Below are 12456 nucleotides of genomic sequence, written 5' to 3'. Positions count from 1 at the left end.
GCCGGGCCCGCCCGGTCCTGCCGATCAGCTCTTGCGGAACGCCAGGACGACGTTGAGACCGCCGAAGCCGAACGAGTCATTGAGCGCCACGATGGTGCCCTCGGGCAGGGGTCGCGCCTCGCCGCGCACGATGTTCGCGTCGACCTCGGGGTCGAGGTTGTCCACATTGATCGTCGGCGGAGCGATGCGGTTGTGCAACGCGAGGACGGTGGCCACCGTCTCGACGCCGCCCGCGCCGCCCAGCAGATGGCCGGTCATCGACTTGGTGGCGGAGACCGCCATGTGGTCGATGTCGTCCCCGAAGACCGCGCGCAGCGCCCTGAGCTCGCCGACGTCACCGAGCGGCGTGGAGGTGGCGTGCGCGTTGATGTGCGCGATCTCGGCCGGCTTCAGGTCCGAGTTGTCCAGCAGGTTGGTGAGCGCGCCGGAGATGCCGCGGCCGGTGGGCTCCGGCTGGGCGATGTGGTGGGCGTCGGCGGAGATGCCCTGGCCGATCGCCTCGCAGTACACCCGGGCACCGCGCTTGGCGGCGTGCTCGGCGGACTCCAGGACGACGATGCCCGAGCCCTCACCCATGACGAAGCCGTCGCGGGCGACGTCGTACGGGCGGGAGGCGCCCTGCGGGTCGTCGTTGTTCTTCGACATCGCCATCATGTTGGCGAAGGCCGCGATGGGCAGCGGGTGCACCGCCGCCTCGGTGCCGCCCGCCACGACGACGTCGGCACGGCCGGTGCGGATCATCTCGATCGCGTAGCCGATGGCCTCGGCGCCCGACGCGCAGGCGCTGACCGGGGTGTGCGTACCGGCCCGCGCGTTGAACTCGATGCTGACGTTCGCCGACGGGCTGTTGGGCATCAGCATCGGCACGGTGTGCGGGGAGACCTTGCGGAAGCCCTGCTCACGCAGGACGTCGTACTGGCCGAGCAGGGTGGTGACGCCGCCGATGCCGGAGGCCACCACCGTGCCGAGGCGGTCCGGGTCGACCGCGGGCTCGTCCCCGGCCTTGCCGGAGAACCCGGCGTCCGCCCATGCCTCCCGGGCCGCGATCAGCGCGAACTGCGCCGAGCGGTCCAGCTTGCGGGCGAGCGGGCGGGGCAGGACCTCGGTCGGCTCCACGGCGATCTGCGCCGCGATGCGAACCGGCAGGTCAGCGGCCCACTCCTGCTCCAGGGGCGTCACGCCGGAGCGTCCGGCGAGCAGCGCCTCCCAGGTTGATGCGCTGTCGCCACCCAAGGGTGTGGTTGCGCCGATACCGGTGACGACCACGGTGCGATTGGTCGAGTTCACAGGAATTCTTGTCTCCACGTATCGAGGGTGAAGGCAACGCGGTGCCACCCGGGCGGGCGGCGACAGACGCGTCAACCTACGGGATGGTTCAGCTCTGGTGCTTCAGGATGTAGTCGGTCGCGTCGCCGACGGTCTTGAGGTTCTTGACGTCGTCGTCCGGGATCTTCACGTCGAAGCGCTCCTCGGCGGCGACGACGACCTCGACCATGGACAGCGAGTCGACGTCCAGGTCATCGGTGAAGGACTTGTCCACCTGGACATCCTCGACCGGGATGCCAGCGATCTCGTTGACGATCTCGGCGAGACCGGCGACGATCTCTTCCTTGGTGTGGGCCATCTGCGGCGCTCCTTCAGTTTTCTACGGTAGTGATAACGCGGCTCGCGGAAGTGCGGTCCGCAGGGGATCTTGCCTAGGGGAGGGTAACGACAGCGGCTGCGTAGACGAGACCCGCCCCGAACCCGATGACGAGCGCGGTGTCGCCGCTCTTGGCCTGGCCGGTCGCCAACAGCCGCTCCATGGCGAGGGGGATGGAGGCCGACGAGGTGTTGCCGGTGGTCTCGATGTCGCGGGCGACCGCGACGTGCTCCGGCAGCTTGAGTGCTTTGATCATCGAGTCGATGATCCGCATGTTGGCCTGGTGCGGGATGAACGCGTCCAGCTCATCCGCGGTGATACCGGCGGCGTCCAGCGCCTCCTGGGCGACCTTGGCCATCTCGTAGACCGCCCAGCGGAAGACCGCCTGGCCCTCCTGGGTGATCGCCGGGAAGCGGATGTCCTCCGGGTTGGCCGCGCGGTAGACGTCCCACGGCAGGGTCTGCTTGATGGTCTCGGCCTTGTCGCCCTCCGAGCCCCAGACCGTCGGGCCGATCGCGGGCACGTCGGACGGGCCCACCACCACCGCGCCCGCGCCGTCGCCGAACAGGAAGGCGGTGGCCCGGTCTTCCTTGTCGGTGAGGTCGCTCAGCCGCTCAACACCGATGACCAGCACGTACTTTGCCGATCCTTCGGTCACCATGCCCTTGGCCAGGGTCAGCCCGTAGGTGAACCCCGCACAGCCCGCGGAGATGTCGAACGCCGGGGGCTTGCCCGCGCCGAGCCGGTGAGCGATCTCGGTCGCGATGGCCGGGGTCTGCTTGAAGTGCGTGACCGTGGCGACGAGTACCGCGTCGACGTCCTCGGCGGTCAGACCGGCGTCCGCTATGGCCTTGCCCGCGGCCTCGATCGACATCTCGGCGACGGTCTCCTGCGGGCTCGCCCAGTGCCGGGTGGTGATACCGGAGCGGGTGCGGATCCACTCGTCGGAGGAGTCGATGTACTTGAGGATCTCCTCGTTCGGCACCACGCGGGTCGGGCGGTAGCCACCGACGCCGAGGATGCGGGCGTAGGGCGCGCCCTTGCTCGGCTTGATCTTCGCGGTCATGCTCTGGGGCTCCTCGTTGGTTCGCCGATGTCCTGTCGGTCCATCAGGTTCACTCGGCCACGGGATGGATGCGCAGCAGCGGCTGCCCGGGGGCGACAGGGTCGCCGTCCTCGACAAGCCATTCCACGACGGTGCCGCCGTGCTCGGCGGTAACCGCCTGCCGGTCGCGGTTGTTGGCGACATGCGCCACCGTAGCGCCCGGCTCCAGCACATCACCGGCCTTGACCTCGCCGGTGCTCACCGTGCCCTTGAACGGGGCCACCGCGAGCCGCCAGGTCGGCCCGTGCTCCAGCGGGTTGCCGGCGGCGTCGCCGTGCTCCGCGATGATCTCGCGGGCCGCGTCGATGTCGTCGGGGGTCTTCAGCGCCAGCGTCCTGACACCCGGCAGGGCCCGCTTGGCCAGCCCGGCGAGGGTACCGGCCGGGGACACCTCGACCAGCGCGGTGACGCCGAGCTCCTTGAAGGTCTCCATGCACAGGTCCCAACGGACCGGTCCGGCCACCTGCTTCACCAGTCGGCGGACGATCTCCGCGCCGCTGTGCACGACCTGGCCGTCGGCGTTGGAGACGTACCGGGTCCGCGGGTCGTGCACCGACACACCGGGCACCAGGGCCTCCAGCGTGGCGACGGCCGGGGCCATGTGGTGGGTGTGGAACGCACCGGCCACCTGCAGCGGGCGAACGCGCGCCCCCTCGGGCTTGTCCTCGGCCAGCGCCGCGAGCTGCTCCATGGTTCCGGCGGCGACGATCTGGCCCGCGCCGTTCATGTTCGCCGCGGTCAGCCCGTGCTCCTCCAGCTTGGCGACCACGTCCTGCGGATCGCCGCCCAGCACCGCGGACATGCCGGTCTCGGTGACGGTCGCGGCCTGCGCCATGGCGAGGCCGCGCTGCCGTACGAGCACCATGGCCGCCTCGGCGGTGATCACTCCGGCTCCGGCCGCGGCGGTGATCTCACCGACGCTGTGGCCCGCCACCGCGCCGACCACGCGGCGTCCGTCGACCGGGTGCGGGAAGACCGAGAGGGCCGAGACCAGACCGGCGGCCACCAGCAGCGGCTGTGCCACGGAGGTGTCGCGGATCTCGTCGGCGGTGCCCTTCGTGCCGTAGTGCACGAGGTCGAGTCCGGCGACGGCGGACCACCAGTGCAACCGGTCGGCCACGCCCGGGAGTTCGAGCCAGGGACTGAGGAAGCCGGGCGTCTGGGCGCCCTGGCCGGGAGCTACGAGTACGAGCACCTTCACACTCTCTCTCGCGTCAGGCGGTCGCCGCCGGTGAGGACAGGGACCAAGAACGGTCAGGCGATTTGTGGGTGTCCCACAAAAGCTCAATCCGGTTGATCCCCGCCGGAGAGTCGGCCGAGGATCAGGGCGATCCGCAGGGTGAAGGCGGAGCGTACATCGGAAGGCGACCAGCCCGTGACATCCGTCACACGTCGCAGCCGGTAGCGGACGGTATTGGGATGAACGAACAACATCCGGGCAGCGCCTTCCAGTGACGAGGCCTGCTCCAGGTACACGCTGAGCGTCTCCAGCAGCGCGGAGCCCGCTTCCTCCAGCGGTCTGTAGATCTCCTCCACCAGCTGCTCGCGGGCTGCCGGGTCGCCCGCCATCGCCCGCTCCGGCAGCAGATCGTCCGCGAGCACCGGACGCGGTGCGTCCGGCCAGGCCGCACAGGCCTTGAGCCCGGCCGCGGCCGCCTGTGCGGACCGGGTGGCGGCCAGCAGATCGCCCACCACGGGACCGGCCACGACGGGGCCGGGCGCGAACGGGCCGATGAGGTCCTTGGCGGTACGGATCGGATCGTCCGACCCGCCCGCGACGACCACCAGCCGGTGCCCCAGCACTCCGGTCAGCACCTGCAACTTGGCGTGCCGGGCGGCCCGGCGGATGGCGTCCACCGTCAACTCGCTGTCGCCGTCGGGTGCGGTGCCGAGTACCACGACCACTCGGTCGGGTGAGCTCCAGCCGAGCGCGGCGGCCCGGGAAAGCACTCCCTCGTCCGCCTCACCCGACAGCACGGCGTTGACGACCAGCGACTCCAGTCGCGCGTCCCACGCGCCGCGGGCCTCCGCGGCCTGCGCGTAGACCTGCGCCGTGGCGAAGGCGATCTCGCGGGCGTAGACCAGCAGCGCCTCGCGCAGTACGGCCTCGTCGCCCGGCGCCGCGACCTCATCGATCGCGGCTTCCATGACCTCGATGGTCGTCCGCACCATCTCGACGGTCTGCCGCAGCGAGATCGCCCGGGTCAGCTCGCGCGGCGCGGTGCCGAACACATCCGTGCTGATGGCCTGCGGTGCCTCGGGGTGCCGGAACCACTCGGTGAAGGCGGCGATACCGGCCTGGGCGACCAGGCCGATCCAGGAGCGGTTCTCCGGCGGCATCGCGCGGTACCACGGCAACTGCTCGTCCATGCGCGCGATCGCCGCGGCCGACAGCCTGCCGGAGGACTGCTCCAGTCGGCGCAGGGTGGCGCTGTGCGGGTGCGGGGCGCTCCGCGAGGACTTCGGTGGATGCGGGGTATGCGTGGACTCGGGCACGGGACAAGCCTGCCTTATCGCCTGCGGCGAGCGGAAAGGGGTGCGGCGTCGCCTGCGGCGGGCTGGGGTGGGGTGGGGTGGGGTGCGCCGTCGCCTGCGGCGGGCTTCGGCGGGGTGTGCGCTGCGGTGCGCGGGGGCGGTGCGCCTTGCGGCGGGCTTGGGTGGGGGCGGTGCGTCTCGCGGCGGGTTTCGGTGGGGTGGTCGGTGCGCCGCCGTTGCGCCCGCGGCGGATTTTCCCGCCCGCAGGGGCGGGCATACCGTGGGCGGATGACTGAGGTGAGGCGCTCAGGCGAGCGCTACATCGGCGGCGACGCCGCCAACGGCATCGAGACCCGGCACGCGTTCTCCTTCGGGCCGCACTACGACCCGGACAACCTGTCGTTCGGCCTGCTCCTCGCCTGCAACGAGGAGCAGCTCGCGCCGAACGCGGGCTTCGCCCGACACCCGCATCGCGATGTGGAGATCGTCACCTGGGTCATCGAGGGCGAGCTGCGCCACGAGGACGACGCGGGGCACCGCGGACTCGTCCACGAGGGCGAGGTTCAACGCCTGAGCGCAGGCTCAGGCGTCCTGCACAGCGAGCGCAACGCCTCCCCGGACAGACCGCTGAGGTTTGTCCAAATGTGGCTGCACCCCGCCGAGTTCGGCGGCGAACCCTCGTACCAGATCACCCGCGGCCAAGTCGTCAGCCCGCTGCGCCAGCCCGGCGCGGTGCTCAGCGCGCACACCGGCACCGCCCGGCTGCCCGACGCGCCGTTCGTGTACGTGCATGTCGTGCACGGTGAAGTCCGGCTCGGCGGGGAGACGTTGGGCCCGGGGGACTCGGCCCGCGTCCGGGACGAAGCCGGGCTGACGGCCGAGTGCGGCGGCCCGGCCGAGTACCTCGTCTGGGAGATGCACGGCGAGCCGAACTACGGCTGACGCCCCAGTTCCGCGAGCACCGCGTCGGTCAGCGCGGGCCACAGCGGCAGCGCCCACTCGCCGAAGTCCCGGTCCGTGAGGCAGACGCACGCCGCGCCCACCGCGGGGTCGGCCCACAGGAACGTGCCCGACTGGCCGAAGTGGCCGAAGGTGCGTGGCGAGGACGAACTCCCCGTCCAGTGCGGCGACTTGGTGTTCCGGATCTCGAGGCCGAGGCCCCAGTCGTTGGGGTTCTGGTGCCCGTACCCGGGCAGCACGCCCTTCAGCCCGGGGTACGCGACCGCCGTCGCCTCCGCGTGCGTCTGCGGTGCGATCAGCCGCGGGGACAGCAGCTCCGCGGCGAACCGGACGAGATCGTCCACCGTCGAGTAGGCGCCCCACGCGGGCGAGTCGGTGAGCTCGGTCGAGGCCATGCCCAGCGGCTCCAGTACCGCCTCGCGCAGGTACTCCGCGAACGGGATGTCGGTGGCCTTGGCGATGTGGTCGGCCAGCACCTCGAATCCGGCGTTGGAGTACAGCCTGCGGGTGCCGGGCGCGGCCATCACCTGGTGGTCGTTGAAGGCCAGGCCCGACGCGTGCGCGAGCAGATGCCGTACGGTCGAGCCGTCGGGGCCCGCCGGCTCGTCCAGCTCGACCGCGCCCTCCTCGATCGCGACCAGTGCCGCGTAGGCGGTGAGCGGCTTGGTGACCGAGGCGAGACGGAAGCGGTGCCCCGTAGGACCGTACGATCCGGCCATCCGGCCGTCCGCACGGACCACGGCCGCCGCCGCCATCGGCACCGGCCAGTTCTCGATCAACCGCAGACTTTCCAGGCTCTCCATGACCGCGAGCGTAACGCGGTGCCGCTGGGCGCCCACGACCGAGCTTGCTTAGAGTGCACTCGAACTCTCTAGCGTTGAGGACATCGAGAGATCGAGAAGGCGGCAGCCGGAAGGGGCGGTACGGCATGACAGTCGTGGAGACCGAACGGAGCCCGCTGACCAGCTGTCTTGAGCCGGTCGCCAAGCAGCGCCCGGAACGCCAGGACCGCTACACGATCAGCGAGGTCGTCGGCTACACCGGGCTGAGCGCCCACACCCTGCGCTGGTACGAGCGCATCGGTCTGATGCCGCACGTCGACCGATCACACACCGGACAGCGCCGTTACACCGACCGTGACCTGGACTGGCTCGACTTCGTCAGCAAGCTGCGGCTGACCGGGATGCCGGTCGCGGACATGGTCCGCTACGCCGAGCTGGTGCGCGAGGGCGATCACACCTATCCCGACCGGCTGGAGCTGCTGGTGGCGCACCGCGAGGGCGTGCGCCGGCGGATCGCGGAGCTGCGCGGCACTCTCGACGTTCTCGACTACAAGATCGACTTGTATGCGGGCGCCAAGCGTGCGCCGGAGAGGCACTGAGTTTCATGGGCATCGAGAAGATCAGCACGGTAGCGCTCGGCACCAACGGTCCGCAGGTCGGCGTCCAGGGCCTGGGCTGCATGGGCATGAGCGAGTTCTACGGGGACACCGACGAGGCGGCGGCGCGTGACGCGCTGGACGCCGCGCTGGAGGCGGGTGTCACGCTCTTCGACACCGCCGACACCTATGGGTCGGGTGCGAACGAGGAGTTCCTCGCGCCGTTCGTGAACGCCCACCGCGACGAGATCACCTTGGCGACCAAGTTCGCCATCGTCCGCAAGGCCGACGACCCGCAGTACCGCGGCATCCGCAACGACCGGGCGTACCTCCGCCAGGCCGTCGAGGACAGCCTGCGGCGCCTGGGCGTCGAGGTCATCGATCTGTACTACATGCACCGCCGTGACCCGCAGGTCCCGCTGGCCGAATCCGTGGGCGCCATGGCCGAGTTGGTGGCCGAGGGCAAGGTCAAGCACCTGGGCCTGTCCGAGGTGACCGGCGAGGAACTGCGCGAGGCGCACGCGGTCCACCCGATCGCCGCTCTGCAGTCGGAGTGGTCGATCTTCAGCCGCGATGTGGAGCGCAGCGCGGTACCGGCCGCCGCCGAGCTGGGTGTGGCGTTCGTGCCGTACTCGCCGCTCGGCCGGGGCTTCCTCACCGGTGCGTTCACGGACGCGTCCCAGGACCTGTCCAGTGGCGACTTCCGGCGGTTCCAGCCGCGCTTCACCGGCGACAACGCCAAAGCGAACGCGGCGCTGCTGGAGCCGATCCGCAGGGTCGCCGCCGCCCATGGCGCGACGCTCGGGCAGATCGCGCTGGCCTGGGTGCAGCAGCAGGCGGAGGGCCACGAGCTGGCGGTGGTCCCGATCCCGGGTACCCGCAAGCGGACCCGGGTGCTGGAGAACACCGCCGCCACCCGGATCAAGCTCAGCGAAGCGGAACTGGCGGCGCTGGAGCCGATCGCGGGCAAGGTCGCGGGCGACCGCTACCCGGACATGTCGTTCACCTCGGCCGCGCGCGAGTAGACAGCGGAAAGGGGGTTGGGGAAGTCCTTCCCCAACCCCCTGCCGTCCGTGCGGATCAGGCGGCGACGGCGCCCGCGGCGCACGTGGCGTTGCTCGTGGCGCAGCGCACCGACCCGTACTCGCCCAACGCTATGCGGGTGAAGTTCTTGAGGCTCTCCGTACCGGAAGCGAAGTATCCGGTGTGCTGTAGGGCGCCCGCCGCGGAGACCACCCGGGCCCCGAACGAGCTGGAGACGGGGTCGGAGCCATGCCCGATACCGGCGACCTCCAGGTACGGGACGTCCTGGATCCAGTCGGTCGCGTCCCGCGCCGCCCACACCCGGGCCCGGGTGTGCAGCCCGGCGACATTGTCCGCGCGCATGCCCGGGCTGCCGTAGACCGTGATGTCCGTCACCTTCTGCTGCGGCAGCCGGGAGGCGGCCACACCACAGGTCACCGACCCGTACGAGTGGCAGAACAGCTGGACGCTGGTGTCCTGCGGCAGGCCCCGGACCATGTTGTTGAGCCGGATCGCGCCCGCCTCGGCCATGGCGCCGGTGGAGGCGTCCAGGCCGACGCCCTCCGGCGTCGTGTAGTCCGCCCAGGCGATGACCGCGGTCTTCGCCGACGGATCGGCGGCCCGCTCGGCGCCGTAGAGCGCCTCGGCCATGCCGTCGGGGGTCGAGTACGGCTTGACGGTCTTCTCGAACGAGAGGATGTCGGTGTCCACGCCGGGCACCACGACGGCGGTGCGGCGCGCGGTCGTCAGATCGCCGAAGACCTCGGCGACCCGGCCGCGACCGCTCGGGTCGAAGGCGAGGATCTGCCGCTCCGGGCTGCGTAGCGAGCCGAAGCGGTGCGCGAGCTGGAGCGCGGACTGGCGGCCCTCGGCGGTCAGGTCGGTGGCCTTGGAACGCGCCTCCTGCCAGGCCTCGGCCTGGCCGAGCGCCTGCCGGTTGGCCAGGTAGCGCAGCGGGATGGGGGCGCCGTTGAGGTTGCCGACGACCAGCGGGTAGCGGTCCGCGAGCTGCTCCCGCTGCGCGTTGCTCAGCGAGGCGAAGAAGCGGGAGACCGTGGCCGCGCTGGCGGTGTCCGGGTTGGGCAGGCGGCGTCCGGCGACCGAGCCGTGCAGCCACGCGGAGACCGCGGCGGCCCGCGGATCCTGTGGTGGCTTCTGATGGCGCATGGCGGTCCAGCCACTCGTCGCCAGCAGCACGAAGACGACCATCACGGCCATCGCGGCCCGCCCTGGCGAGGTCAGGTCCTGCGCGATGACGCGCAGCCAGTACCAGCCGAGGGATCGAGGGGAGGAGGGAGCGCCGATGCGCTCATCGAAGACATTCACCGCGGGCCACCATAGGAGAAAGACGGCCCCGACCGTGAATACGGTGACTCAGATCACGTTTATATCGGTCATAAACGGCCGTTAGTGGCACAGGGGTGACATTGACTCAGCGTGCGGGTGATGCTACGCGCCAGGCGTGCGCCACTGGCCGGTGAGTGCCGGAGTGAGCGTGGTCAGGTGTTCGTCGAAGCTGCGCCGCATCTGCTCGACGCTGTCGTCTTCGCACTGCCCCCAGTGCCCCGACGCCGCCTGGATGACCCCGCCGACCGCCGCCACCAGCACCCGCGGCCGCAGGTCCGTCACCGGGTCCAGCCCTTCGCGTCGGGCGATCTCGGCGGTGATCCGCTGCTCCATCTCCGACTGGCGCCGCATACGGGTGGACAGCAGGGCGGGGGTGGACTCGATCACCTGGTACATCCGCATGTAGAGCTCGATCGGTACGACCTCGTGGATCGCCGCGCTGATGTCGTCCCAGGTGCCGAGCACCGCCTGGCGCAACGCCTCCAACGGGGTTTCCGTGGCGGGCCGTTCGCGTAGCGAGGCCATGAAGCGCTCCTCGATCAGGTCCTCAAGGGCGAGCGCGGCCTGCTCCTTGTTGCTGAAGTAGCGGAAGAAGGTGCGCTGCGACACCTCCACCGCGTCGGCGATCTCGTCGACCGTGGTGTGCTCGAAGCCCTGGGTGGTGAACAGCTCCATGGCCGCCCGCGTCAGGGCGTCGCGGGTGCGCTGCTTCTTGCGCGCCCGTAGCCCGGAGGCGCCCGGTGCGGGCTGCGCTGTCGCCACGGTGTCCGTCATCCGCCGGCTACCTCCTCATCGTTTTCCGCAGGTCACCATACCTGCGCTATATCTGTCAGTTACCGACAGGTGAACCCGTTTGTCAAATGTCAGCTGCTGACATAATCTCCCGCCCATGAGCCAAGTTCCCCTCGCCACCGACCACCGCCCGGACCAGATACCGGAGCCCCGCAAGTCGCTGCGTGGCCACCCCTGGCTGACCCTGTTCTCGGTCGCCATCGGCGTGATGATGGTGGCGCTGGACGCCACGATCGTCGCGGTCGCCAACCCGGCCATCCAGAAGGACCTCGGGGCCTCCCTCGCCGATGTGCAATGGATCACCAACGGCTATCTGCTCGCGTTGGCCGTCGCGCTGATCACGGCGGGCAAGCTCGGTGACCGGTTCGGACACCGCCAGACCTTCCTGATCGGCATCACCGGATTCGCCCTCACCTCAGGCCTGATCGGCCTGTCGAGCAGTGTGGCGATGGTGATCGTGCTCCGCGTCTTCCAGGGGCTGTTCGGCGCGCTGCTGCAGCCCGCCGCGCTCGGCCTGCTGCGGGCGACCTTCCCGGCGGAGAAGCTGAACACCGCGATCGGCATCTGGGGCGCGGTCATCGGCGCCTCCACCGCCGCCGGGCCGATCATCGGCGGCCTGCTGGTCGAGCACGTCAACTGGCAGTCAGTGTTCTTCATCAACGTCCCCGTCGGGGCCATCGCGTTGGCGCTCGGACTGGTGATCCTGAAGGACCTGCGGGCGGAGAAGGCGCCCAAGTCCTTTGACGTCCCCGGTATCGCGCTGCTGTCGGCCGCGATGTTCTGCCTGATCTGGGGTTTGATCAAGGCTCCCGCCTGGCACTGGAGCTCGTTCGGCACCTGGGCGTTCGTCGGCGGATCGGTGCTGCTGTTCGCGGTCTTCGCGCTGTGGGAGAGCAGGTCGCGTGAACCGCTGATCCCGCTGGGCCTGTTCCGCTCCGTACCGCTGTCGGCGGGCACCGTGCTGATGGTGCTGATGGCCTTCGCCTTCATGGGCGGGCTGTTCTTCGTCACCTTCTACCTGCAGAACGTGCACGGCATGAGCCCGGTCTCCAGCGGCGTCCACCTGCTGCCGCTCACCGCGATGATGATCGTGGCCTCGCCGGTGGCCGGCGCGCTGATCACCAGGTTCGGGCCGCGGATCCCGCTGGTCGGCGGGATGCTCTTCACCGCCGTCGCCATGATCGGCATGTCGCGTCTGACGGCGGACAGCGGCACGGCCGCAACCTCGCTGTGGTTCGCGCTCCTTGGCCTCGGCCTGGCGCCGGTCATGGTCGGCGCCACCGAAGTCATCGTCGGCAACGCCCCGTTGGAGCTGTCCGGTGTCGCCGGAGGCCTGCAGCAGGCCGCGATGCAGGTCGGCGGATCGCTCGGCACCGCCGTGCTCGGCGCGGTCATGGCCGCGCGGGTGGACAACCAGCTGCCGAGCCGCTGGGCCGCCGCGGGGTTGCCCAAGCTGCCCCCCGCGCAGGCCGCCCAGGCTTCCGACGCCGTGGCCGTCGGCGTGGCGCCGGTACCGCCGCACGCGCCCGTCCAGCTGGCGACGACCATCACCCGGGTCGGCCACGAGACGTTCGTCTCCGGGATGGGGCTGTCCTTCACCGTCGCCGCGGTGGTGGCGGCCGTGGCCGCGGTGGTGGCCTTCTTCACCAAGCGCGGGGCGAACGCCGATGCCGCCGGCGGCTCGGTGCACATCTGACGATCGCGTCTGGCGAGATCTCCCCGCCCGCCCACCCG

11 protein-coding genes and 1 pseudogene are annotated in these 12456 nt (G+C 70.6%); 4 read left to right on the top strand and 8 right to left on the bottom strand.

Going from position 1 to position 12456, the window contains the following annotated elements; translation table 11 throughout:
* Window positions 1-24: 24 nt before the first annotated feature.
* From fabF to P2L57_RS20385, 5 genes and pseudogenes are all read right to left on the bottom strand, one after another.
* Window positions 25-1287, bottom strand: coding sequence for a beta-ketoacyl-ACP synthase II (fabF, locus tag P2L57_RS20405; protein WP_275816573.1), 1263 nt, complete (start codon window positions 1285-1287; stop codon window positions 25-27).
* Window positions 1288-1375: 88 nt separating this feature from the next.
* The gene (locus tag P2L57_RS20400; protein WP_275816571.1) at window positions 1376-1624 is read right to left on the bottom strand and encodes an acyl carrier protein; all 249 of its coding nucleotides are present in this window, start codon (window positions 1622-1624) and stop codon (window positions 1376-1378) included.
* 73 nt (window positions 1625-1697) lie between these two features.
* Window positions 1698-2708 carry a ketoacyl-ACP synthase III gene (locus P2L57_RS20395; protein WP_275816569.1) on the bottom strand — a complete coding sequence of 337 codons (1011 nt, stop codon included), beginning with the start codon at window positions 2706-2708 and terminating at the stop codon, window positions 1698-1700.
* Between the two features lie 301 nt (window positions 2709-3009).
* Window positions 3010-3942, bottom strand: a pseudogene (locus P2L57_RS20390) (ACP S-malonyltransferase); the annotation flags it as partial.
* An 89-nt stretch (window positions 3943-4031) separates the two neighbouring features.
* Window positions 4032-5243 (bottom strand): PucR family transcriptional regulator, encoded by a 1212-nt coding sequence (locus tag P2L57_RS20385; RefSeq protein ID WP_275816567.1) that lies wholly within the window; start codon window positions 5241-5243, stop codon window positions 4032-4034.
* A gap of 267 nt (window positions 5244-5510) precedes the next feature.
* On the opposite strand from P2L57_RS20385, the gene P2L57_RS20380 reads away from it, so the two are divergent.
* Entirely contained in the window at window positions 5511-6164 is a 654-nt protein-coding gene (locus P2L57_RS20380) for a pirin family protein (protein ID WP_275816565.1), read from the top strand.
* Here the strand turns inward: P2L57_RS20380 and P2L57_RS20375 are convergent.
* Window positions 6155-6985, bottom strand: coding sequence for a serine hydrolase domain-containing protein (locus P2L57_RS20375; protein WP_275816563.1), 831 nt, complete (start codon window positions 6983-6985; stop codon window positions 6155-6157). The two genes, P2L57_RS20380 and P2L57_RS20375, sit on opposite strands and share 10 nt — an antisense overlap.
* A 125-nt stretch (window positions 6986-7110) precedes the next feature.
* On the opposite strand from P2L57_RS20375, the gene P2L57_RS20370 reads away from it, so the two are divergent.
* Both P2L57_RS20370 and P2L57_RS20365 read left to right on the top strand, forming a co-directional pair.
* Window positions 7111-7563 (top strand): MerR family transcriptional regulator, encoded by a 453-nt coding sequence (locus P2L57_RS20370; protein WP_275816561.1) that lies wholly within the window; start codon window positions 7111-7113, stop codon window positions 7561-7563.
* 5 nt (window positions 7564-7568) lie between these two features.
* Window positions 7569-8585 (top strand): aldo/keto reductase, encoded by a 1017-nt coding sequence (locus P2L57_RS20365; protein ID WP_275816559.1) that lies wholly within the window; start codon window positions 7569-7571, stop codon window positions 8583-8585.
* 55 nt (window positions 8586-8640) lie between these two features.
* On the opposite strand, the gene P2L57_RS20360 is transcribed toward P2L57_RS20365, so the two are convergent.
* Together P2L57_RS20360 and P2L57_RS20355 are read right to left on the bottom strand one after the other, a co-directional pair.
* Window positions 8641-9909: an alpha/beta hydrolase gene (locus tag P2L57_RS20360; RefSeq protein WP_275816557.1), complete on the bottom strand. Its 1269-nt coding sequence runs from the start codon at window positions 9907-9909 to the stop codon at window positions 8641-8643.
* A gap of 123 nt (window positions 9910-10032) precedes the next feature.
* Window positions 10033-10704: a TetR family transcriptional regulator gene (locus tag P2L57_RS20355; protein ID WP_275816555.1), complete on the bottom strand. Its 672-nt coding sequence runs from the start codon at window positions 10702-10704 to the stop codon at window positions 10033-10035.
* Window positions 10705-10819: 115 nt separating this feature from the next.
* On the opposite strand from P2L57_RS20355, the gene P2L57_RS20350 reads away from it, so the two are divergent.
* Entirely contained in the window at window positions 10820-12418 is a 1599-nt protein-coding gene (locus P2L57_RS20350; protein WP_275816553.1) for an MFS transporter, read from the top strand.
* Window positions 12419-12456: the final 38 nt, after the last annotated feature.

The sequence above is a fragment of the Streptantibioticus ferralitis genome (genome assembly GCF_029223525.1).
Lineage (GTDB): Bacteria > Actinomycetota > Actinomycetes > Streptomycetales > Streptomycetaceae > Streptantibioticus_A > Streptantibioticus_A ferralitis.
The sequence above is the reverse complement of the archived record's forward strand: the minus strand, read 5'-3'. Positions and strand labels throughout refer to the sequence as shown.

Bases quoted from the DNA above. Each gene is read 5' to 3' on its own strand.
- P2L57_RS20400 (WP_275816571.1), bottom strand. From the start codon at position 1,624: ATGGCCCACACCAAGGAAGAGATCGTCGCCGGTCTCGCCGAGATCGTC.
- P2L57_RS20395 (WP_275816569.1), bottom strand. From the start codon at position 2,708: ATGACCGCGAAGATCAAGCCGAGCAAGGGCGCGCCCTACGCCCGCATC.
- P2L57_RS20380 (WP_275816565.1), top strand. From the start codon at position 5,511: ATGACTGAGGTGAGGCGCTCAGGCGAGCGCTACATCGGCGGCGACGCC.
- P2L57_RS20375 (WP_275816563.1), bottom strand. From the start codon at position 6,985: ATGGAGAGCCTGGAAAGTCTGCGGTTGATCGAGAACTGGCCGGTGCCG.
- P2L57_RS20370 (WP_275816561.1), top strand. From the start codon at position 7,111: ATGACAGTCGTGGAGACCGAACGGAGCCCGCTGACCAGCTGTCTTGAG.
- P2L57_RS20365 (WP_275816559.1), top strand. From the start codon at position 7,569: ATGGGCATCGAGAAGATCAGCACGGTAGCGCTCGGCACCAACGGTCCG.
- P2L57_RS20355 (WP_275816555.1), bottom strand. From the start codon at position 10,704: ATGACGGACACCGTGGCGACAGCGCAGCCCGCACCGGGCGCCTCCGGG.
- P2L57_RS20350 (WP_275816553.1), top strand. From the start codon at position 10,820: ATGAGCCAAGTTCCCCTCGCCACCGACCACCGCCCGGACCAGATACCG.